This is a genomic window from Streptomyces rapamycinicus NRRL 5491 (assembly GCF_024298965.1).
GTDB classification, from domain to species: domain Bacteria; phylum Actinomycetota; class Actinomycetes; order Streptomycetales; family Streptomycetaceae; genus Streptomyces; species Streptomyces rapamycinicus.
The window spans coordinates 4,723,322-4,743,947 of sequence record NZ_CP085193.1 but is presented as its reverse complement, the minus strand read 5'-3'; the positions used below and the strand labels follow the sequence as shown (position 1 = coordinate 4,743,947).

The window sequence follows — 20,626 nt, the reverse complement described above, 5'->3', positions numbered from 1 at the left end:
ACGCGGCAGCAGCCGTTCACAACTGTCTGGACCGTGCTTCCGAAGCCGTAGTGTCACTTATCGCTCATCCCGAGGACGCCAGGGACGAGCAGACACCGAGGATGCAGCGCTGGACGCATCACATCGAAGAGGTGAGCACGGCCTACATGTTGTTCTCGACATGCGTCGGTGAGGCCACCTACGGGGGGTAGGCCAGAAAGCCAAGATCAGTCAGCAGGGGCGGGGAAAGGACGGAAAGTCTCCGAGTGTCCATGATGCCATCAGACTGAATGCCTGAGGGTCGGTCTGCATGGCTAGCGGGTCAGGCGACAGGACGTGTCTCACAGCGCTCTGGTGGCTGGCCGATGTCACGCTTCCACCACTGGCCGTCCAGGTCTCGGAAACCGAAGGTGATCAAGAACCTCATGCCTGACCTGGGTGCAAGAAGCGCACCTGCCGGATCGAGCAGCTGCACATGCGATGTCAGAGACTCTCCTGGCTGTAAGACGCAGGCTGTTGCGGTATTCGGTGAGAATTTCGGCGTGAGGCGCCAGGTGCCATCTGACTCTGCCGCTTCTGCGCGCACATCGAGCAGATCCACGTCGGCGATGGGGCTCGGTGCGCCATTAGTGATCAACACGTCTATGGTGGTATCGCTCCGCTGGCGTGCTGAAGCGGTGACGAGGGAGGCACGGCCCGCAGTGGACCGTGCCCGTATGGTTGCGGCTTCCTTGTCTGCCTTCAACGTCCTGTGATGCGGGGCAAGACAAGATACGAGCGCGATGAGTAGCGTTGCGAGCGTCGTGCCTACGTTCCAGACGTCCCCCATGTCTTGCTCCTGGTTAGAGGGCTCTCGTTGGCGCTGACGGGTGTGGTCACGAGTAGGTCAGCTGCCAGCCCGCTCGGATGCGGGAGTAGCCGCTGCGTGATCATCCCTCGGCCGGAGCCACGCCGACCGGACAAGCGACCCCGGTTCCGCCGATGCCGCAGTAGCCGTTTTTGTTGCGGTCAAGATACTGCTGGTGGTATGGCTCCGCGGCGTAGAAGGGGCCCGCGGGGAGGATTTCGGTGGTGATCTCGCCGTAGCCGGAGCCGGTCAGGACGGACTGGTAGGCGGCGCGGGAGGACTCGGCCTCGGACTGCTGCTCGGGGGAGTGGGCGTAGATCGCGGAGCGGTACTGGGTGCCGACGTCGTTGCCCTGGCGGAAGCCCTGGGTGGGGTCGTGGGACTCCCAGAAGACCTTCAGGAGGGCCGCGTAGGAGGTGATCTCGGGGTCGAAGACGACGCGGACGGCCTCGGTGTGGCCGGTGAGGCCGCTGCAGACCTCCTCGTAGGTGGGGTTCTCGGTGTGGCCGCCCTGGTAGCCGACGAGCGTGGTCCACACGCCGGGGGCCTGCCAGAACTTCCGCTCCGCGCCCCAGAAGCAGCCCAGGCCGAAGTCGGCGACCACCAGGCCCTCCGGGTACGGGCCGGTCAGGGGGTTGCCGAGGACCGTGTGGCGGTCTGGGACGCGGAAGCCCGGTTCGGGGCGGCCCTTCAGCGCCTCCTCGGCGGTGGGGAGGTGGTTCCGGTGGCGGCTGAACAGCATCTTCGGGCTCCTCGCGGGACGGGTGCGGCGGCTGCCACGTCCTTCGTCGTAGTCGTACGTTCTTCGCGTTCTTCGCGTTCTTCGGCGTATTTCGAGTGCGCGGCGCTCTTAGTTCAACGGGTACGGGGCCATGGGAATTCCGGGCCCCGTACGGCCTCCTCGTCGCGGCAGCGTCACTGCGGCAGCGTCGCCGGGGTGCCGCCGCCGCCTTCCCAGCCCGCCACCGCCAGCGCCCGGTAGACCGTGTACTCGGCCGCCGGGTCCACCCCGTACGACCACGGGACCGCGCCCACGTGGCCGTCCACGTGGCGCAGCTGCTCCAGGGCCTCCGCGTAGCGCTCCGCGCGGACCAGGAAGAAGACCAGCAGGTGGCGGACGTGCGGCAGCACCGGGTGGTCGGCGGGGGCCTGGCGGACGGCGTAGAGGGCGCCCTCCATCGCCTTGGTGATCACCTCGCTGCGGTAGAGGGTGCGCACGAGGTTGGCCTCCGGAAGGTGCTCGAAGACGCCGAAGAGGGGGAGGGCGGGGAGGAGGCTCTTCGCGGGGGCGGAGGCGGCGGCCGCGTGGGTGAAGGCGTCGGCGCGGTCCTGGGAGCCGTGCCACTTCTCGCACCAGTAGTGGAGGGCGGCCAGGTGGGCGCCCATGTGGTGCGGGGCGAGCTTGGTGACCTTGGTCCACAGCTCCTCGAAGTCGGCCTGCCGGTAGGCCAGACCGCGGGCCACGCCGAGTTCGACGATGTGCGGCACCGGGTCCTCCGGGGCCAGCCGGGCCGCCTCGTGGCAGACGTCCCGGGCCTCTTCCAGGATCATCCGGAAGTCCTGCGAGGACGGGTCGAGCAGCGCCTGGCGGACCAGGAACTCCGCGTGCACCGCCGCCGCGCCCGGGTCCTCGGGGGCCGCCACCCGCCAGGTGCGCAGCCACATGCCGCCCTGGCCGGGGGCCTGGGCGAGCTCGAAGGCCGCCGCTCCGGCCAGCGTCTGCACCCGCTGCCAGCGCAGCTCCGAGGTGGCCTCGGTGAGGGCGAGCAGACGGGCGGCCGGCTGCCAGTCCTGCCGGGCCTGGACCTCTTCCAGCGCGTCGATCAGCTGCCGGTCCGGGCCGGGCAGCCGTACGTCCAGCCGTTCGCGCGGGACGAAGCCGTACTCCTGCGGGTCCGAGGCGCGCATGGCGCCCCGCACGGCCCCGCGGCCCCCGCGCATCCGCCGCACCGCCGGTAGGACGATCAGCCCGCCGATCATGACGATGGCGATGAGGAAGATCAGAAGCTCCATGAGGTGTCCCCGTGTGAAGGCCCGTAACGGCTTGTGGTGCGGAACGGCTTGTGGTCCAGCCTATGCGCCCCGGCGGTCGTTGAATCCAGCACGGGCGCGTCGGGCGTTACGCTCGGGCCCATGAGCCACCAGCACCCCCAGGGGCATCCTCAGAGTTTCGAGACGCTCGCCATCCACGCGGGCCAGGAGGCGGACTCGCTCACCGGCGCCGTCGTCCCGCCGATCTACCAGGTCTCCACCTATAAGCAGGACGGGGTGGGGGGTCTGCGGGGCGGCTATGAGTACAGCCGTTCCGCCAACCCCACCCGTACCGCGCTCGAGGAGAACCTGGCGGCGCTGGAGGGCGGTCGCCGCGGCCTGGCCTTCGCCTCGGGCCTCGCCGCCGAGGACTGCCTGCTGCGCACGCTCCTGGTGCCGGGCGACCATGTCGTGATCCCGAACGACGCGTACGGCGGTACGTTCCGCCTGTTCGCGAAGGTCGTGGAGCGCTGGGGCGTGGAGTGGTCGGTCGCCGACAGCTCCGACCCGGCGGCGGTACGGGCCGCGCTCCGCCCCCGTACGAAGGTGATCTGGGTCGAGACACCCAGCAACCCGCTGCTCGGCATCACCGACATCGCCGCCGTCGCCGATGTCGCCCGCACCGCTGGGGCCCGGCTGGTGGTGGACAACACCTTCGCCAGCCCCTACCTCCAGCAGCCGCTCGCGCTCGGCGCGGACGTCGTGGTGCACTCCACCACCAAGTACATGGGCGGGCACTCGGACGTCGTCGGCGGCGCGCTGATCGTCTCCGACACCGGCCTCGGCGACGAACTCGCCTACCACCAGAACGCGATGGGCGCCATCGCCGGGCCCTTCGACTCCTGGCTGGTGATGCGCGGCATCAAGACCCTCGCCGTCCGGATGGACCGGCACAGCGCGAACGCCACGCGGATCGCGGAGATGCTCACCGCGCACCCCAAGGTGACCCAGGTCTACTACCCGGGGCTGCCGGAGCACGCGGGGCACGAGATCGCGGCCAAGCAGATGCGGGCCTTCGGCGGCATGGTGTCGTTCCGGGTCGCGGGCGGCGAGGAGGCGGCGGTCGAGGTGTGCGACCGGGCGCGGCTGTTCACGCTGGGGGAGTCCCTCGGCGGTGTCGAGTCGCTGATCGAGCACCCGGGGCGGATGACGCACGCCTCGGCGGCGGGCTCGGCGCTCGAGGTGCCGGCCGATCTCGTACGGCTGTCGGTCGGCATCGAGTCGGTCGACGATCTGCTGATGGACCTGGGCCGGGCTCTGGGCTGACGACCAGTTCCGGGCCGGCGCCCGGGCTGCGGATTTTGCGGGTGGCCGCCACCTCTCAAGTCACGGGTGGTCGCCACCTCTCAAGTGGTGACTCCCCCTTGAGTGGTCACCAACCCTCGAGGGGAGGGGTGGTGTCGGTGGGCGGCGGCGCGGCCCACGGTTCGACGATCGCCGCCCATACGCCGAACGCGACGACCGCGGCGAGCAGCAGCAGCCAGCCGATGGTGCGCACCACTTGGTAGCGGTGGAGCATCCGCCGTCCTCGTTCGGCCGCCCGGCCCGCGAGATCCGGCGGCAGCGCCGGATGCGGGCCCTCCAGCATTCGGCGGACCTCGGTCTCCTTGCGGTCGGGGAAGCTCATGGGGCGGCCCCGGCCCCCGCTTCGGCTCCTGCCCCGGCGTCGGCTCCGGCCTCCGTCGCGCGGGTGGCCGCCCGGCTGCCGGTGGGGCTGGTGGGGCCGGTGGGGCCGGCGGACGATGGCGTTCCGCCGGAGGGTACCGTTCCGGCGGACGGTCGCGTTCCAGTCGTGCCGCGCCGGGCCGCCGCGCTGCGCATCGCCGTGACCGCGCGGGTGCAGATCGCCCGGACCCGCTCGACCGGGAGCCCGAGCGCCGCCGCCGTCTGCTCCTCCGCGACCCCCTCGTACAGCCGCAGCACCAGCACCAGCCGCTCCTGCGGGGTGAGCCGGGCCAGGGTGCCGCCGCGCGGGCGGCGGTAGCGGTGGCCCCGGTGGGCGAAGAGGGCGGCCAGCGTCCGGCGGGTGTGGTCGTACGGATCCTCGCCGCGCAGCCGGTCCCAGCGGGCGTACGTGCGCGCGAGCGCGGCGGTCAGCAGGCGCTCGGCGGCTTCGGTGTCCCCCGTCGGCTCCCCCGTGAGCAGCGTGGCCGCATGCAGCAGTCGGCCACCCGCGCCCGCGACGAATGCCTCGAACTCCCGGGCCCGGCGGCCATCCCGTGCTGCCCGCCGCTCTCGCACCACGCCCTCCGCCTCCCGTTCCTTTTAGGACACGGCAGGCACAGGCACCTGGTCAAGATGTCTGCGCCGGGGTCAGGTGGCGGGCGCCGCCTGGGGCACCGTGGCGTGCGCGGCGGAGAGGGCGGCGTTGAAGCGGGTCAGGAGGTCGCAGAAGAGATCGCGCTCCTCCGCCGTCCAGTCCCCGGTCACGCGGGACATCAGATCGCGCCGTGACGAACGCACTTCCTCCAGGCGGGCCTTGCCGCGCGGGGAGAGCTGCAGCACGACCGCGCGGCCGTCCTCGGGGTGCGAGGTGCGCTTGACCATGCCGGAGTCGACCAGCGGGGCGACCTGGCGGGTCACGGTGGACGAGTCGATGCCCATGCTCCCCGCGAGCGCCTTGACCCCCATTGGGCCTTCCTGGTCGAGCCGGTTGAGCAGCAGATACGCGGCTCGGTCCATGGAATTGCGGGCCTGGCCGACGCCGCCGAGCCGGGTCTGTTCCGCACGGCGGGCGAAGACGGCGACCTGATGCTGGAGCGCGTCCAGTACGCCGGTGTCGAGTTGAGTCGTCATGTCCGATTGGGTGGGCATGGCCTAGGGCTCACTTCATGCGGTGGTCTGTGGGATGTGGCACAGAGTACGCGGCTGGGAGCCCGCCCGTACGGGGGCTGCAGAAACCTGACGGCCATCGAGCCACAACCTGCCGTTCTGAGCCGTTCCCGGGCGCCGTGGCCCGTCGGCGGACCCTCGCCTGGCATCAACCCGCCATGGGCGGCCCGGCGCCCGCGCGCCGACGGTTCGGCCCGCCGGGGCCTGCCGGGGGTGAGCTGCCAGACTGGGGACCATGGCTGCACGACACGGCGACGAGGACGGGCCCGGCTCCGGGCCCGGCCCGGCCTCGCACCTCACCTCTCCCGCCCCTGCGTCCGCCCCGGCCCCCGCGTCCCCGTCCCTGTCCGCGTCCGCGGGTTCCGTATCCGGAGGTTCCGCCTCCGGGGGGCCCGAGGCGACGATCACCCTCGACGACGTCCGCAGCGCGCAGAAGACGCTCTCGGGGGTCTCCCGGCTCACCGCGCTGGAGGGCAGCCGCTATCTGTCCGGGCTGGTCGGCGCGCCGGTCCACTTCAAGTGCGAGAACCTGCAGCGCACCGGGTCGTTCAAGCTGCGCGGCGGCTATGTGCGGATCGCGGGGCTCAGCCCCGAGGAGCGGGCGGCCGGGGTGGTCGCGGCGAGCGCCGGGAACCATGCGCAGGGCGTCGCCCTCGCGGCCTCGCTGCTGGGGGTGCGCTCGACGGTCTTCATGCCCGAGGGCGCACCCCTGCCGAAGATCGCGGCCACCCGGGACTACGGCGCCGAGGTGCGGCTGTACGGCCAGATCGTGGACGAGACGATGCGGGCGGCGAAGGAGTACGCCGAGCGCACGGGCGCGGTCTTCATCCACCCCTTCGACCACCCGGACATCGTCGCCGGGCAGGGCACGGTGGGGCTGGAGATCCTGGAGCAGTGCCCCGAGGTGCGCACCGTCGTGGTGGGCATCGGCGGGGGCGGGCTGGCCGCCGGGATCGCGGTGGCGGTGAAGGCGCTGCGGCCGGATGTGCGGGTGGTGGGGGTGCAGGCGGAGGGCGCCGCGGCGTATCCGCCGTCGCTGGCGGCCGGGCGGCCGGTGACGATCGACGCGCCCGTGACGATGGCGGACGGCATCAAGGTGGGGCGGCCGGGCGATGTGCCGTTCCAGATCATCGAGAACCTCGTCGACGAGGTCCGTACGGTCACCGAGGACGAGCTGTCCAGCGCGCTGCTGCTCTGCCTGGAGCGGGCGAAGCTGGTGGTGGAGCCCGCGGGCGCGAGCCCGGTGGCCGCGCTGCTGTCGGCGCCGGAGTCCTTCGAGGGCCCGGTGGTCGCGGTGCTCTCGGGCGGCAACGTCGATCCACTGCTGATGCAGCGCATCCTGCGGCACGGCATGGCCGCGGCGGGGCGCTATCTGTCGCTGCGGCTGCGGCTCACCGACCGGCCGGGGGCGCTGGCCACGCTGCTGGGGGTGCTGTCGACGCTGGATGCCAATGTGCTCGACGTCAGCCATGTCCGCACCAACCCGCGGCTCGGGCTGAGCGAGGCCGAGGTGGAGCTGCACCTGGAGACGAAGGGGCCGGAGCACTGCGACGACGTCCGGGAGGCGCTGCGCGGCGCCGGGTACACGGTGATGGCCTGACGCCGGGGACGGGTCCGAGTCTGCGCCCGGGGACGGGTCTGGGCCTGAGCCCGGGGACGGGTCTGGGCCTGAGCCCGGGGACGGGTCTTCTCTCGCGGGGGTAGGGGTTCCCCCGTGTTCCCTCGCGGCTCGCATTCTTCATTTTGTTCGCCTCGCGTATGTCGCGATGTATCGCGTCTCGGTTACGATTGCCGTCCAGTTGCTGCCGAGCGCTGCCCATATGGGCGGACTTATGCCTTGATTGAGTGTGGAACTGACCCAACCCCGGGAGTGCCAACATGCCAGGCGCTATTCACGCCGAGGGTCTGGTGAAGACCTTCGGTGACGTAAAGGCTCTGGACGGCGTCGATCTCGACGTACCGGAAGGAACCGTGCTCGGACTGCTCGGCCCCAATGGCGCCGGCAAGACCACCGCGGTGCGCGTGCTCACCACGCTGCTGCGCCCGGACAGCGGGACGGCGGTGGTCGCGGGGGTGGACGTACTCAAGAACCCCAACGAAGTCCGTCGCTCCATCGGGCTGTCCGGCCAGTTCGCCGCCGTTGACGAATATCTGACCGGCCGTGAGAACCTCCAAATGGCCGGCCAGCTCTACCAGATGGGAGCGCGGGAGGCCAAAGCCCGCGCGAGTGAGCTGCTGGAGCGGTTCGGCCTCGCGGATGCGGCCGACCGCACCGCCAAGACGTACTCCGGCGGAATGCGCCGACGGCTGGACCTCGCCGCGGCCCTGGTGGTCAGCCCGCCCGTGATGTTCATGGACGAGCCCACCACCGGTCTGGACCCGCGCAACAGACAGGCGCTGTGGGAGGTCATCCAGGAGCTGGTGGCCGGCGGTACGACGCTGCTGCTGACCACGCAGTATCTGGAGGAGGCGGACCATCTGGCGCATGACATCTGCGTGATCGACCGCGGCCGGGTCATCGCCCGTGGCACCTCCGACCAGCTCAAGGCCCGTACGGGCGGCGAGCGCGTGGAGGTCGTGGTGCATGAGCGCGAGGACATCTCGGCCGCCGAGGAGGTCCTGCGGGTCCTGGGCAAGGGCGAGACGACGGTGCAGGAGCACACCCGTAAGGTCACCGTCCCGGTCGTGGGCGGCGCCAAGCTGCTCGCCGAGGTCATCCGCGAACTGGACACCCGTGGTGTCGAGATCGACGACATCGGGCTGCGCCGCCCGACCCTGGACGACGTATTCATCTCGCTCACCGGCCATGGCGCCGGGAAGGGGGAGGCGAAATGAGCACGATGAACGACTCCCTGGTCATCGCCCGGCGGAATCTGATCAGGATGACCAGAATTCCGGAAATGGTCCTCTTTGGGCTGGTTCAGCCGGTGATGTTCGTGGTTCTCTTCACGTACGTCTTCGGCGGCTCGATGAAGATCGGCAACAGCACCGACCCGGACGTCTACAAGAACTTCCTGATGGCCGGGATCTTCGCGCAGACCGTGACCTTCGCCACCGCGGGCGCGGGCGCCGGGATCGCGGAAGACATGCACAAGGGGCTGATCGACCGGTTCCGCTCGCTGCCGATGGCCCGGGGCGCGGTGCTCACCGGCCGGACCTTCGCCGATCTGGTGCAGACGACGCTCACCCTGGTGGTGCTGGCCGTCGTCGCGCTGATCGTGGGCTGGCGCCCCGGTTCCGCGGACTCGACCAACATCGGGAAGATCCTGGGTGGCTTCGGCCTGCTGCTTCTTCTGGGGTACGCCTTCACCTGGATCGGGGCGCTGATCGGGCTGTCCGTCCGCACCCCGGAGGCGGCGACCTCCGGCGGTCTGATCTGGCTGTTCCCGGTCACGTTCATCTCGAACGCCTTCGTGGACTCCAGCCAGATGACCCCGTGGCTGCGGCACATCGCCGAATGGAACCCGTTCAGCGCCACCGTGCAGGCGTGCCGTCAGCTCTTCGGCGACCCCGGTCTGTCCCAGTCCGGCGCCTGGCCGATGCAGCATCCGGTCTGGGCGTCGCTGATCTACTCGGCCCTGATCATCGTGGTCTTCCGGACGCTGGCGGTGCGCAAGTACCGCTCGGCGACCGCCTGAGCCGGTTCTTCCGGGAGCGCGCCGCCTGAGCGGTTCTTTCCGGGAGCACGGGGGCGAGGGGGAGCCCCGGCCGTTCGGCCGGGGCTCCGCACCGGGCGTTCAGCCCTGGTAGGGCTTGGCCTCCAGGATTCGCACCGAGGCGGTGCGGCCGTTGGGCAGCTCGTACTCGGCGTCCTGACCGACCTTCTTGCCGTTCACACCCGAACCCAGCGGGGACTGCGGCGAGTAGGTCTCGACGTCCGCGCTCGCGTACTCACGGGAGGCGAGCAGGAAGGTCAGGGTGTCGTCGGGGTCGCCGTCGAAGGCGATGGTGACCACCATGCCGGGGGCGACCACGCCGGTGTCCGCGGGTGCCTCGCCGACCTTCGCCTGCTGCAGGAGCTGCGTCAGCTGACGCACTCGGAGCTCCTGCTTGCCCTGCTCCTCCTTGGCGGCGTGGTAACCCCCGTTCTCCCGGAGGTCACCCTCCTCCCGGGCAGCCTCGATCTTCTTCGCGATCTCGACACGTGCGGGACCCGACAGGTACTCCAGCTCTGCCTTGAGCTGGTCGTACGCCTCCTGGGTCAGCCAGGTGACGTTCTCGCTGGTCTGGGTCACAGGTGCTCCTCGTCGGTACTGGGAATACAAATGAACGCCCTACTCAGAAGGGTGCGCCTTCGTAGCCGGGCGAAACCACGAGCCTAACAATTCCGGCAAGAAACGGGGAGGAGGGAACTGGGCGCAATGCGTAGGAAACGCGTCAGCGCTGGTCAGATCGGGGCAGGCACCCGACACGTCCAGTTCGATTATCGAACAGGCTCGCAGCCGATCAACTCGGCGCTGGTCGCCCGGGCCGTGGTCCGCACGGTCACGACCTTGACCATGTCCTCCCGGGGCTGGCCGAAGGTGAAGTCCTTCCGGCCCACCTCGTCGTGGTACTCGTCCAGGGTACGCACCGTGCAGACACCCGTCGCGTCCGTGTCCTTGGTGATCTCCAGCCGGACCTCGACGGCGTCGTCGGCGACCACCTTGAAACCGGTCAACCGGCCGCTGACGTCCTGACCGGCGATGTAGTCGTACCCGAACCACGCGATCAGGGCGAGCAGCCCGGCACCGAGCACGGCGCCGACGATCTTCAGCGTCCGGTCGGCACGCGCGTCCGCGGACCGGCCGTAACGCCCGTCGGGCAGCCCCTCGCGCACCGCGGCCATGGGCGTTCCTCCTGCTGGGGGAGACATCGGAATTATTCGTCCCCGGTTTAGGTCACTATAGAAGCCGTCTCCCACGACGAATCACTGAGGATCGAACTTGACTGAGCAGCTGCGTTTGATGGCCGTGCACGCGCACCCGGATGACGAGTCGAGCAAGGGCGCGGCCACCATGGCCAAGTACGTGTCCGAGGGGGTGGACGTGCTGGTCGCCACCTGCACAGGCGGGGAGCGCGGCTCCATCCTCAACCCCAAGCTCCAGGGTGACCCCTACATCGAGGAGCACATTCACGAGGTCCGCGCAAAGGAGATGGACGAGGCGCGCCAGATCCTCGGCGTCAGGCAGGAGTGGCTGGGCTTCGTGGACTCCGGACTGCCCGAGGGCGATCCGCTGCCGCCGCTGCCCGAGGACTGCTTCGCCCTGCAGGATGTGGAGGCCGCGGCCGAGCCCCTGGTGAAGCTGATCCGCACGTTCAAGCCGCAGGTGATCACCACCTATGACGAGAACGGCGGCTATCCGCACCCCGACCACATCATGACCCACAAGATCTCGATGGTGGCCTTCGAGGCGGCCGGTGACCCCGGGAAGTACCCGGAGGCGGGGGAGGCCTGGCAGCCGCAGAAGCTCTACTACAACCAGGGCTTCAACCGGGCGCGCACCGTGGCGCTGCACGAGGCGCTGCTGGCCCGCGGGCTGGACTCGCCGTACGGGGAGTGGCTGGAGCGCTGGAAGACGTTCGACCGGCCCGAGCGCACCCTGACCACCTATGTGCCCTGCGCCGACTTCTTCGAGATCCGCGACAAGGCGCTGATCGCGCACCGTACGCAGATCGACCCCGACGGCGGCTGGTTCCGGGTGCCCATGGACATCCAGAAGGAGGTCTGGCCCACCGAGGAGTACGAGCTCGCGAAGTCGCTCGTGGACACTTCCCTCCCCGAGGACGACCTCTTCGCGGGCATCCGCAACAATTGAGCCCATGATGAGCGCCACCAGCACCCTCGCCATGACGCATCTCGTCCCGCTCGCCAAGGACCTGGACGAGAACAAGGTGACCCCGGGCGTCCTCGGTTTCATCGTCTTCGCCGTGATCGGCGGGGCGGTGTGGCTGCTGATGAAGTCCATGAACAAGCACATGAAGCGGGTGAACTTCGAGGAGACGCCGGAGGAGCCCGGCAAGGCTCCGGCGGCCGCCTCCACCGAAGGTGCCAAGGGCACCAAGGGCGAGGAGCGCACGGCCTGACCCCTGGCCGGGCCTGACCGAGTGTCCCGCGCGAGCGGGGCCCCACGCCCGGCCGCCGCGCGGGCGCGACCGGCCACGACGGTGCCGCGGCCGATCGACGGCATCTCAGCGCACGTCCAGCGGAGCGGTCAGGTGCGAGGCCGGTCCGGCAGCACGGCCATGACCTCGCGCGAGTGGCGGCTCGGCACCATGCCGAGCTGCCATGCCTGCCACCCCGTCTCCGGCTCGACGCCGCGCTCCAGCACCAGCGCGAACGCCTCCGCGCACCCCTCCAGCCGGGAATCGCCCGCCGTGCCCTCCGCGCGCATCTCCCGCAGCAGCTCCGCCAGCTCCTCCTGGGCCACCGCCGTGCCGATCACCGAGCCGCCCGCGGAGGCGAACGGCAGCAGGGTGCAGCGCAGGAAGCGGGCCCAGGAGCGGCCCCGCCGGTCCCCGTACCCCGCGAACAGCGCGGCCGCCTCGTCCACCAGCTCCAGCGCCTGCGGCGCCTTGCCGTTTCCCGCGTCGATCACCGCCAGCTCGACACAGGACCATGCCTCGCCATGGGCCACGCCCACCCGGTGGAAGTCCTGCCGCGCGTCCTGGAGCAGCTGCCGGGCGAAGCCGCTGTTGCGCAGCGAGCCCGTCTGTGCCGCCCGCAGATCACGGGTGACCCGCGCCGAGTGATGCCGGGCACACGCCAGCCCGTACACATCCCGCATCCGGCTGAACATCGTGCGGGCCCGCTCCAGCTCGCGCACCGCCGAGTCGTGGTCGCCGCGCTCCTCCAGCGCCTGGCCCAGGTAGTACAGCGTCCATGCCTCACCGCGCGCGTCCTCGTTCTCCCGGTGGCGGGTGAGGGCCTGGCGCAGCTGGTCGACGGCCGCCGACGCCTCCCCGGCCACCAGCCGGGCCCGGGCGAGCTGGGTGAGCGCCCATGCCTCACCGCGCTGATCATGGGTGCGGCTGTAGGCGTCCAGCGCCTCCCCCAGCTCGGTCTCGGCGCGCGGCACATCGCCCATCCGCAGACAGGCCTGGCCGAGCTGGAAGTGCGCCCACGCCTGGCCGTGCAGGCTCTCGCTCTCCTCATGCAGCTCCAGGGCCTCGCCCAGCAGCTCCAGCGCCTCGGCCAGCCCGCCGCGGTCGCGCTCCACCGCCGCCAGGGCGTGCATCGTCCAGGCCCGGTCGCCGCGCAGCTCCTCGGCCCGCTGGAGCTCCAGCGCCTCGCGCAGCTTCGCCGCGGCCGCCGCGAGATTGCCCTGGTGGTGCAGGGTGATGCCGAGACTGCACAGGGCGCGGGCCGCGCCCGCCTGGTGCTGGGCCTCGAAATACAGGTCCACCACCGAGGAAAGCGTGGTACGCGCCTGGTCCAGCTCGCCGAGCTGGCGGGCCGCGATACCGGTGCGCCACTGCACGGACCGCATCAGCAGCCCCTGGTCGACGGCCTGGGTGAGTTCGCTGATCTCGCCCAGCCGGTAGAGATCGCCGCGCAGCAGGCAGTAGTCGCACAGCGCGCCCAGGAGGTGCAGTACCGCGGACTGGTCCACGCCCTCGGCATGGCGCAGCGCGGCGGTGATGAAGCTCGATTCGTCGTCCAGCCAGCGCAGCGCCGCGTCCAGCGAGGCGAAGCCATGGGCCGCGCCCTTGCCGAAGATGTCGGCACGGGTGGAGGTCTTGCCGTCGACCAGCCGGATCACCGAGTCCGCCAGCTCGGCATAGCTGCGGATCAGCCGCTCCTGCGCGGCGGTGCGCTGCTCCGGCTGCTCCTCGTCCAGCAGCCGGGCCTGGGCGAAGGAGCGCACCAGGTCGTGGAGGCGGTAGCGGCTGCCGCGCACATGCTGGATCAGCCCGGCCCGGCCGAGCGCCTCCAGATGGCGGCCGGCCTCCTGCTCATCTGCGTCCAGCAGCGCCGCGGCCGCCGCGCCGCCCAGGCTGGCCCGCCCGGCCAGCGCCAGTCGGCGCAGCAGCCGCCGGGCGCCCTCCTGCTGGTCGGTGTAGCGCAGCCACAGGGTGCGCTCGATCGCGCCCACCGGGCCGTACGCCTCCAGATCGGTGACCAGGACGGTGGGGGAACGGGGGCCGAGCGAGGAGCCCGCGATCCGCAGCGCCAGCGGCAGCCGCCCGCACAGCTCGGCGATCCGCTCCACGGACTGCCCGTCGTAGGGGCCCGCGCCGGTGGGCTCCTCGGCGGAGGCCCGCAGCAGCTCCTCGGCGCCCGGCTCGTCCAGCGGGCCCACCTCGATCCGGTGCACCCAGGCGGCGAGGTCGTCCGGCAGGCCGAGCGGGGTGCGCGAGGTGATCAGGACCAGGCCGTCGGACCGCTCGGGGATCAGCGTGCGCACCTGCTCGGCGTCGCGGGCGTCATCGAGCACGATGGTGACCGGCAGCCCGGTCAGATACTGGTGATACAGCTCGGTGAGCCGTCTGACGTGCTGGTCCTGCGAGGAGCGCTCGCGGAAGAGCAGCTGGTCGCGGGGTGCGCCGAGCCGGTTCAGCAGATGCAGCAGCGCGTCGCGGGTGGGCAGCGGGGCCTGCTCGGGGCTGTCGCCGCGCAGATCGACCAGGCACGCGCCGCGGAACTCATCGCGCAGATGGTGGGCCGCCCGCACGGCCAGCATGGTCCGGCCGGAGCCCGGCGGACCCTCCAGCAGCACCACCGTGGGCTTGGTCTCGGTGGCCGCGCGGGCCTGCCGCACCCACTGCGCGATCTGTGAGATCTGCGCATGGCGCCCGGCGAACGGGCCGTCCGCCTCGGGGAGATGGGCGAAGGACTGCTCCAGCACGGTGCGCCTGCGGGCCGCCTGGCTGCGGTCCGCGCCGCGCAGCTTCGGCTGCCCGGCGGCGGAGGCGGTGCGCTTCGCCGAACCGCCGCCCTGGCGAGTGGCGGCCGTGGTCATCCGGTGCTGGTCGATGAACGGCCGGATGCCCCGCACCTCGACCGCCGTGAGCCACTGCAGCCGCAACTGCTCGGCGCCACCGGGCTGGTTGCGCAGCGCGGCCTGGCGGTGGGCGGCCGGCCAGTGGCTCGCGGTGAGCTTGACCACGGCCGCGGCCGACCCGGCCACGGCGGCCGTGACCCCCGCGCCCAGCGCCGTGCCCGCCGAGGTGCCGTACCCGAGATCCGCGCCGAAGGCCGCCACCGCGGCGACCGCCGCGGCCAGCGCCGGGGTGCCCAGCTGCCCGCGCGACAGCCGGGCGGAGAGCGGTCTGCTGCCCGCGTCCGACTCGTCCAGCGCGCGCACATACGCCCCGTACTCCTCCGCGGCGGCCGCGGTCATCTCGTCGAGCGCGCCGCGCGCCCGGCTGAGCAGCACCCCGCCGTCGGTGCGCCCGCCCGAGCGGCGCACCTCCTCCTCCACGGCCCGCGACAGCAGCCGCTCGACTTCCGTCCGGTGGCCGTCCCGCAGCACCGCCAGTGACGCCGGCATGGTGATCCCCCTCCTGCAGCAGTGCCCTCAGTCTTCCGTTTCTGGCTCCTATCCGGCAGCCCTGTGGATAACTCCCCTGTGGATAACTTCGCCCGCCTCGCCGGGTGGGGGAGGATGGCTCCGGGGCAGGTCGTGGGAGTGGCGCTCGCAGGCCGTCCGGTCGAACGACTACCGGCTCAACCGGTTTTGACGGGGGTCAGGGTGAATCCGTCGTTGGGCTTGCCCGCGAGGAACTGGGCCAGCCCACCGCTGAGCGCGTACGTCGTCCCGCCCGGTCCCACGGTGATGTCGCTGGTGATGGGGTCCTTGACGGTGTCGGTGACGCTCACCGCGGCTTCCTTCCAGCCGTCGCGGGGCTTCACATGCTGGATCTTGGCGGGCTTGCCGGTCAGCAGACCGCTGCTGACCGCTGTGATCGAGCCGTCCTTCAGGAGCTCCATGCCGGCCGGGGGAGACGACAGCGGCTTGTCGAGCTTCACCTTCTGTGTCTCTTCGGGATCGTCGACGGGCACTCGTACCAGGGAGCCGTCGGCCATGGAGATGATCAGCTGGTTTCCCTCCACCCACTCGACCGCTGTCATGCCGACATCGTTGAGGAAGTCGGGAATGTCTAGCTTGCCCTGGAGCAGGTCGTTCTGTAGGAAGACCTTGGCGCGGCCCTGCTCGTCGATGCGGAACACCGTCGGAGTCAACTCGTCGACGGCGTAGGTGGTGCCGTCGGGCGCCACCGTCACGTCGGAGATCAGGTGCTTCTTGCCGTCGTTGGTGACCGCGGTCAGATCGACGCACCAATCCTGCTTCCCGGTCTTCAGGTCGTAGCTGCCCACACCGGCGACCTTGAAGGGGTTGTCCTTGTCGGAACGGTCGGCGATGCCGTAGTCCGCATTGCTGACCAGGATGCGGTCCCGCTCGCGGTCGACCTTGACGGCCTGCGCCGATACCAGTGCTGGGTCGTTGATGTGGGTGCGCACCTTTCCGTCCGGACCGAAGACGGTGACTTTGCCTTGCTTCAGCGAGGCGGCGAAGAACGTCTTCGACCGCGGGTCGTAGTCCAGGGAGTGCGGGAACACGTTCGGGCCGTCGGCCTTGATGACGCTGGGTGTCGCCTGCTTGCTCCGCTCGGCCTGGGTCTGTGTCCGCTCGGCGCCGGATCCGGCAGAGGAACCGCTCGTGGCCATCGCCGTCCCGGTGGCCGCGGCGGCGACAAGTGCCGCACCTGCGAAGGCGATCTTCAGCTTCGTCTTCTTCATTGTTGTCCTTCTTCCTCGGGAGAGTTGGAGCCGACGTGTACTTGCGGTGAGCCGCGTGGGGGTCACTCGGTGATGTCGCGTCCGAGCAGGGCGGCCAGCCGGTCGAGCGCGGGGGCGTCTTCCGGAGCGGTCCGGGACGGCGCGAACGGAGCGCCCGGCCCGGACGGCAGCTGTGCCATGAGGCCGCGGGCGAACTCGGTCTCCCGCTCGACCGTGGCCTCGTCGAACAGGGCCTTCCGGCCGATGGCCCGGGCCAGATCCCAGCCGTGCGCCAGGTGCTCGATGGTCTGCAGACGCAGCGCCACGGCGCCGGGCACCTCACCGATCGGGGCCCGCACCGTGCGCTCCAGCGCTCCCGGACCCTCGAAGGCGGACACCAGGGCGGCGGCCGATGTCCGGAACGTCTGCTTGAGCGCTTCCGGAGCGGGGTGGGCATCGAGCGCCGGCAGGGGCGGCCGCGCCCCCATCACGACGGCGAACGTGTGCTGTCCCGCCACCAGATGGTCGACCAGCTGCTGGACGTTCCAGTCGACGCAGGGCGTGGGCGCGCTCCACTGCTGCTCCTCCACCGCCTCGACCAGGTGCGCGACGGTGTCGATGACCTCGGTGAAAGCCGTGACGGGTGTAGTGGACATGGGGAACCTCCGGTAGGGGTGAAAGAGGGATGCGCGTACTCGCCCGTCGCGTGCGGGCACCGGATGGGTGGCGCCGGCGGGCGGGGGACGCGCGGGCGGGGGACACGGGGGAGGGAAAGCGGGATGGCAGCGTCATCGGCGGCGGGAAGGCGCGTGTGACGAGGACCCCGCGGCACTCCCCGCCGGTCTCGGGCCGGGGCCGGGGCTGCCGGGTGATGTTCAGGCGTGACGCTCTGAGCGGACCGCGGTGTCGCGGCGGCCGGACGGCCGAATCAGGAGTGCTGCACGGGAGGAACGACGCGTGCGGGGGTGTCGGCGGCGCGGTGGGCGGTCGCCGACATGTCCGCGGTGGGGCGGGCGGTTGCCGACATGCCGGCGGCGGGCTGGAGGGTCTGGTTGAGCAACCGCAGTGCCGCCTGGGCGGCGGAGCCGGACGCCGCCGTCGTCACCACCAGCCGGATCCCCTGCCCCCGGGGCACCGGGAGCGAGTGCTGGAGCACATCCAGCTCCCCGACCATCGGATGGCGCATCCGGTACTCGGCCATGTCCCAGGCGCGCACCCGGTGCTGAGCCCACAGTGTGGCGAACTGCGGGCTGCGCATGGTCAACTCGCCGATGAGGGAGGCCAGATGCGGGTCATCCGGATATTCGCCGACCGCCTGCCGCAGCTTGCCCACCACGTCCCGTGCCTTCCTGGGCCAGTCCACGTACAGGTCCCGCGTGTGGGCGTCCAGGAATACCAGCCGGGCGGTGTTGGGCCGCGTGGCCGCTCGATCCGGGCTGTCCGGGGCCAGGTGCCCGGCGAACAACGCATGCCCGGCGCGGTTCCACGCCAGGATGTCCGAGCGCCGGCCGAGGACGACCACGGGTGAGTCCCCGAGGGCGTCCACCAGTTGGCGCACCGCCGCGGTGACGCGCTCGGCGGGGAGCCGACGGCGGCGCTGCCTGGCGTCACCGGACAAGGTGTGCAGATGGCGCCGCTCCGCCTCGTCCAGCCGCAGAGCCGTGGCCAGTGCGTCGAGGACCTGCGGCGAGGCGTTGAGCGACAGCCCCTGTTCCAGCCGGATGTAGTAGGCCACGCTGACACCGGCCAGCTGGGCCAGTTCCTCACGCCGCAGCCCCGGCACCCGCCGCCGGTCGCCGTAGTCCGGCAACCCCACGTCGGCCGGGGTCAACTGCGCCCGACGCGTGGACAGGAACTCACCGAGGAGGGACTTGCCGCGCGTTGTGTCGTCCATGCGACCGAGTATGGCCACGCGCTCCGCATCCAGCCTGCCCCTGGGAGTAGCAGCCACGGAGCTCGCGGCGCGCGTGGCGCCTCCGGCCTCACAGGGATCGCCGCGGCGCGCGTGCCGCCGGTGCGGGACGGCGTGGTCGGCCCTCGCCGAACCGTCGCGGCGGTGGGTGCGTTCCGGGGCCGTCCGGGAGCCCTGGCTCCCGGCCTGGTGCGCTGGGCCGGGCGGTCCGGGGCGTGCGACGATGCCGGTATGAATCGCCTGGCCAGCTCCCAGTCGCCCTACCTGCTTCAGCACGCCGCCAACCCGGTGGATTGGTGGCCGTGGGGGGAAGAGGCGTTCGCGGAGGCGGAGCGGCGTAACGTACCCGTGCTGTTGTCGGTCGGCTACTCAGCGTGCCACTGGTGCCATGTCATGGCGCACGAGTCGTTCGAGGACAAGGACACCGCCGACTACCTCAACGCCCACTTCGTCTCCGTGAAGGTCGACCGCGAGGAGCGGCCGGACGTCGACGCGGTGTACATGGAGGCGGTGCAGGCCGCCACCGGCCAGGGCGGCTGGCCCATGACGGTCTTCCTGACCCCGGATGCCCGGCCGTTCTACTTCGGCACGTACTTCCCGCCCCGCCCCCGGCCCGGGACGCCGTCCTTCCGGCAGGTGCTGGAGGGCGTGAGCGCCGCCTGGTCGGACCGCCGCGACGAGGTGCGGGACGTCGCCGGCCGGATCGTGGAGGACCTGTCCCAGCGCGGCGGTATCGCCCTGGGCTCGGACGCGCCACAGCCGCCCGGCGAGGAGGATCTGCACAGCGCGCTCATGGCCCTGACCCGCGAATTCGACGCCGCCCGCGGCGGGTTCGGCGGCGCGCCGAAGTTCCCGCCGTCCATGGCGCTGGAGTTCCTGCTGCGCCACCACGCACGCACCGGCTCCGAGGGCGCGCTCCAGATGGTGTCGGCCACCTGCGAGGCGATGGCCCGCGGGGGTATCTACGACCAGCTCGGCGGCGGTTTCGCCCGCTATTCCGTCGACGCCACCTGGACCGTGCCGCACTTCGAGAAGATGCTGTACGACAACGCGCTGCTGTGCCGCGTCTACGCCCATCTGTGGCGGGCCACCGGCTCGGACCTCGCGCGCCGTGTCGCCCTGGAGACGGCGGACTTCATGGTCCGCGAGCTGCGCACCGCACAGGGCGGCTTCGCCTCCGCGCTGGACGCCGACAGCGACGACGGCACCGGCAGGCACGTCGAGGGCGCGTACTACGTGTGGACGCCCGAGCGGCTGCGCGAGGTGCTGGGGGAGGCCGACGCGGAGCTCGCCGCCGGGTATTTCGGCGTCACGCGGGAGGGCACCTTCGAGCACGGGGCCTCCGTGCTCCAGCTGCCCGACGGGGAGCGGCTGACGGACGCCGCCCGCGTCGCATCCGTACGGGAGCGGCTGCTGGCCGCCCGGGAGCTACGGGCCCGCCCCGGCCGCGACGACAAGATCGTCGCCGCGTGGAACGGGCTGGCCATCGCCGCGCTCGCCGAGACCGGCGCCTATTTCGACCGCCCCGACCTGGTGAACGCCGCGACCGAGGCCGCCGATCTGCTGGTGCGCATCCACATGGACCAGCGCGGGCGGCTTGCCCGCACCTCGCTCGACGGCACCGCGGGCGGCCACGCGGGCGTGCTCGAGGACTACGGGGACGTGGCCGAGGGCTTCCTCGCGCTCGCCGCCGTCAGCGGCGACGGCGCATGGGTGGAGTTCGCCGGGCTGCTCCTGGACACCGTGCTGAGCCGGTTCACCGATGAGGACGGCACGCTGTTCGACACCGCCGATGACGCCGAGACGCTCATCCGCCGCCCCCAGGACCCGACGGACAACGCGGCGCCGTCCGGCTGGACGGCCGCCGCCGGGGCCCTGCTGTCCTACGCCGCCATCACCGGCGGAACGCGCCATCGGGAGGGTGCCGAGCGCGCCCTCGCCGTGGTGCGGGCCCTCGGCCCCCGGGTGCCCCGCTTCATCGGCTGGGGCCTGGCCGTGGCCGAGGCCCGGCTCGACGGGCCGCGCGAGGTGGCCGTGGTCGGCCCCGGCGACGACCCGGCGACCCGCGCCCTGCACCGCGCCGCGCTGCTCGCCACCGCCCCCGGGGCGGTCGTCGCGGTCGGCGAGCCCGGCTCCGGCGAGATCCCGCTCCTCCAGGACCGCCCCCTCCTGGAGGGCCGCCCGGCGGCCTACGTCTGCCGCGGCTTCACCTGCGACGCGCCCACGGCCGATGTCGAGGCACTGACGGCCAAGCTGGGGGGCTGACCGGGGGCGGGGCCGAACCCGCCGACGTACGGCGCGCGGGCCCGGGGCCGGTCCGGGC

19 protein-coding genes are annotated in these 20,626 nt (G+C 71.6%); 7 read left to right on the top strand and 12 right to left on the bottom strand.

Translation table 11 applies throughout. The annotated features are described in order from the left end of the window. Window positions 1-301: 301 nt before the first annotated feature. The 3 genes from LIV37_RS19440 to LIV37_RS19430 all read right to left on the bottom strand — a co-directional run bounded on the left by LIV37_RS19440 (window position 302) and on the right by LIV37_RS19430 (window position 2,839). Window positions 302-808 (bottom strand): hypothetical protein, encoded by a 507-nt coding sequence (locus LIV37_RS19440; RefSeq protein ID WP_148717826.1) that lies wholly within the window; start codon window positions 806-808, stop codon window positions 302-304. Between the two features lie 100 nt (window positions 809-908). Continuing rightward, on the bottom strand, window positions 909-1,568 hold the full coding sequence (gene msrA, locus LIV37_RS19435) for a peptide-methionine (S)-S-oxide reductase MsrA (RefSeq protein WP_020868816.1): 660 nt from the start codon (window positions 1,566-1,568) through the stop codon (window positions 909-911). Between the two features lie 173 nt (window positions 1,569-1,741). Then, entirely contained in the window at window positions 1,742-2,839 is a 1,098-nt protein-coding gene (locus LIV37_RS19430) for a hypothetical protein (protein WP_020868815.1), read from the bottom strand. 120 nt (window positions 2,840-2,959) lie between these two features. On the opposite strand from LIV37_RS19430, the gene LIV37_RS19425 reads away from it, so the two are divergent. Beyond that, a complete protein-coding gene (locus tag LIV37_RS19425) occupies window positions 2,960-4,123 on the top strand; it encodes a cystathionine gamma-synthase (RefSeq protein ID WP_020868814.1) in 1,164 nt (387 codons plus the stop codon). 106 nt (window positions 4,124-4,229) lie between these two features. Here the strand turns inward: LIV37_RS19425 and LIV37_RS19420 are convergent, their stop codons facing one another. The 3 genes from LIV37_RS19420 to LIV37_RS19410 all read right to left on the bottom strand — a co-directional run bounded on the left by LIV37_RS19420 (window position 4,230) and on the right by LIV37_RS19410 (window position 5,671). Next, on the bottom strand, window positions 4,230-4,484 hold the full coding sequence (locus tag LIV37_RS19420) for a hypothetical protein (RefSeq protein ID WP_020868813.1): 255 nt from the start codon (window positions 4,482-4,484) through the stop codon (window positions 4,230-4,232). Then, on the bottom strand, window positions 4,481-5,101 hold the full coding sequence (locus tag LIV37_RS19415; protein ID WP_020868812.1) for a sigma factor-like helix-turn-helix DNA-binding protein: 621 nt from the start codon (window positions 5,099-5,101) through the stop codon (window positions 4,481-4,483). The genes LIV37_RS19420 and LIV37_RS19415 overlap by 4 nt, the downstream gene beginning before the upstream one ends. 69 nt (window positions 5,102-5,170) lie before the next feature. Beyond that, window positions 5,171-5,671: a MarR family winged helix-turn-helix transcriptional regulator gene (locus LIV37_RS19410; protein WP_020868811.1), complete on the bottom strand. Its 501-nt coding sequence runs from the start codon at window positions 5,669-5,671 to the stop codon at window positions 5,171-5,173. Between the two features lie 253 nt (window positions 5,672-5,924). Here LIV37_RS19410 and ilvA point away from each other — a divergent pair, with 253 nt between their 5' ends. The 3 genes from ilvA (at window position 5,925) to LIV37_RS19395 (ending at window position 9,327) form a co-directional block, all read left to right on the top strand. Beyond that, entirely contained in the window at window positions 5,925-7,289 is a 1,365-nt protein-coding gene (ilvA, locus tag LIV37_RS19405; protein WP_020868810.1) for a threonine ammonia-lyase, read from the top strand. Between the two features lie 278 nt (window positions 7,290-7,567). Next, window positions 7,568-8,524 (top strand): ATP-binding cassette domain-containing protein, encoded by a 957-nt coding sequence (locus LIV37_RS19400; protein ID WP_121824748.1) that lies wholly within the window; start codon window positions 7,568-7,570, stop codon window positions 8,522-8,524. Beyond that, window positions 8,521-9,327, top strand: a complete 807-nt coding sequence (locus LIV37_RS19395; protein ID WP_020868808.1) for an ABC transporter permease — start codon at window positions 8,521-8,523, stop codon at window positions 9,325-9,327. Before LIV37_RS19400 ends, LIV37_RS19395 begins: the two co-directional genes overlap by 4 nt. A gap of 99 nt (window positions 9,328-9,426) precedes the next feature. Here LIV37_RS19395 and greA read toward each other — a convergent pair whose 3' ends face one another. Then, the gene (gene greA / locus LIV37_RS19390) at window positions 9,427-9,924 is read right to left on the bottom strand and encodes a transcription elongation factor GreA (protein WP_020868807.1); all 498 of its coding nucleotides are present in this window, start codon (window positions 9,922-9,924) and stop codon (window positions 9,427-9,429) included. 188 nt (window positions 9,925-10,112) lie between these two features. Beyond that, window positions 10,113-10,517 carry a DUF4307 domain-containing protein gene (locus LIV37_RS19385; protein WP_020868806.1) on the bottom strand — a complete coding sequence of 135 codons (405 nt, stop codon included), beginning with the start codon at window positions 10,515-10,517 and terminating at the stop codon, window positions 10,113-10,115. Window positions 10,518-10,614: 97 nt separating this feature from the next. On the opposite strand from LIV37_RS19385, the gene mca reads away from it, so the two are divergent. Further along, complete coding sequence (gene mca / locus LIV37_RS19380; RefSeq protein WP_121824749.1) at window positions 10,615-11,487, top strand: mycothiol conjugate amidase Mca; 873 nt, start codon at window positions 10,615-10,617, stop codon at window positions 11,485-11,487. A 7-nt stretch (window positions 11,488-11,494) separates the two neighbouring features. Continuing rightward, window positions 11,495-11,755: an RAMP4 family protein gene (locus LIV37_RS19375; RefSeq protein ID WP_020868804.1), complete on the top strand. Its 261-nt coding sequence runs from the start codon at window positions 11,495-11,497 to the stop codon at window positions 11,753-11,755. 128 nt (window positions 11,756-11,883) lie between these two features. Here LIV37_RS19375 and LIV37_RS19370 read toward each other — a convergent pair whose 3' ends face one another. From LIV37_RS19370 to LIV37_RS19355, 4 genes are all read right to left on the bottom strand, one after another. Then, window positions 11,884-15,162 carry a tetratricopeptide repeat protein gene (locus LIV37_RS19370; RefSeq protein WP_020868803.1) on the bottom strand — a complete coding sequence of 1,093 codons (3,279 nt, stop codon included), beginning with the start codon at window positions 15,160-15,162 and terminating at the stop codon, window positions 11,884-11,886. 176 nt (window positions 15,163-15,338) lie between these two features. Then, entirely contained in the window at window positions 15,339-16,412 is a 1,074-nt protein-coding gene (locus LIV37_RS19365) for a hypothetical protein (protein ID WP_020868802.1), read from the bottom strand. A gap of 62 nt (window positions 16,413-16,474) precedes the next feature. Continuing rightward, entirely contained in the window at window positions 16,475-17,047 is a 573-nt protein-coding gene (locus LIV37_RS19360) for a TIGR03086 family metal-binding protein (protein WP_020868801.1), read from the bottom strand. A gap of 272 nt (window positions 17,048-17,319) precedes the next feature. Beyond that, the gene (locus LIV37_RS19355; RefSeq protein ID WP_020868800.1) at window positions 17,320-18,285 is read right to left on the bottom strand and encodes a helix-turn-helix domain-containing protein; all 966 of its coding nucleotides are present in this window, start codon (window positions 18,283-18,285) and stop codon (window positions 17,320-17,322) included. Between the two features lie 249 nt (window positions 18,286-18,534). On the opposite strand from LIV37_RS19355, the gene LIV37_RS19350 reads away from it, so the two are divergent. After that, entirely contained in the window at window positions 18,535-20,568 is a 2,034-nt protein-coding gene (locus LIV37_RS19350; protein ID WP_020868799.1) for a thioredoxin domain-containing protein, read from the top strand. Window positions 20,569-20,626: the final 58 nt, after the last annotated feature.

Excerpts from the sequence above, each read along its gene's own strand:
- LIV37_RS19440 (WP_148717826.1), bottom strand. The coding sequence starts at position 808 with ATGGGGGACGTCTGGAACGTAGGCACGACGCTCGCAACGCTACTCATC.
- msrA (WP_020868816.1), bottom strand. The coding sequence starts at position 1,568 with ATGCTGTTCAGCCGCCACCGGAACCACCTCCCCACCGCCGAGGAGGCG.
- LIV37_RS19430 (WP_020868815.1), bottom strand. The coding sequence starts at position 2,839 with ATGGAGCTTCTGATCTTCCTCATCGCCATCGTCATGATCGGCGGGCTG.
- LIV37_RS19425 (WP_020868814.1), top strand. The coding sequence starts at position 2,960 with ATGAGCCACCAGCACCCCCAGGGGCATCCTCAGAGTTTCGAGACGCTC.
- LIV37_RS19420 (WP_020868813.1), bottom strand. The coding sequence starts at position 4,484 with ATGAGCTTCCCCGACCGCAAGGAGACCGAGGTCCGCCGAATGCTGGAG.
- LIV37_RS19410 (WP_020868811.1), bottom strand. The coding sequence starts at position 5,671 with ATGCCCACCCAATCGGACATGACGACTCAACTCGACACCGGCGTACTG.
- ilvA (WP_020868810.1), top strand. The coding sequence starts at position 5,925 with ATGGCTGCACGACACGGCGACGAGGACGGGCCCGGCTCCGGGCCCGGC.
- LIV37_RS19400 (WP_121824748.1), top strand. The coding sequence starts at position 7,568 with ATGCCAGGCGCTATTCACGCCGAGGGTCTGGTGAAGACCTTCGGTGAC.
- LIV37_RS19395 (WP_020868808.1), top strand. The coding sequence starts at position 8,521 with ATGAGCACGATGAACGACTCCCTGGTCATCGCCCGGCGGAATCTGATC.
- LIV37_RS19385 (WP_020868806.1), bottom strand. The coding sequence starts at position 10,517 with ATGGCCGCGGTGCGCGAGGGGCTGCCCGACGGGCGTTACGGCCGGTCC.
- LIV37_RS19375 (WP_020868804.1), top strand. The coding sequence starts at position 11,495 with ATGAGCGCCACCAGCACCCTCGCCATGACGCATCTCGTCCCGCTCGCC.
- LIV37_RS19370 (WP_020868803.1), bottom strand. The coding sequence starts at position 15,162 with ATGCCGGCGTCACTGGCGGTGCTGCGGGACGGCCACCGGACGGAAGTC.
- LIV37_RS19365 (WP_020868802.1), bottom strand. The coding sequence starts at position 16,412 with ATGAAGAAGACGAAGCTGAAGATCGCCTTCGCAGGTGCGGCACTTGTC.
- LIV37_RS19360 (WP_020868801.1), bottom strand. The coding sequence starts at position 17,047 with ATGTCCACTACACCCGTCACGGCTTTCACCGAGGTCATCGACACCGTC.
- LIV37_RS19355 (WP_020868800.1), bottom strand. The coding sequence starts at position 18,285 with ATGGACGACACAACGCGCGGCAAGTCCCTCCTCGGTGAGTTCCTGTCC.
- LIV37_RS19350 (WP_020868799.1), top strand. The coding sequence starts at position 18,535 with ATGAATCGCCTGGCCAGCTCCCAGTCGCCCTACCTGCTTCAGCACGCC.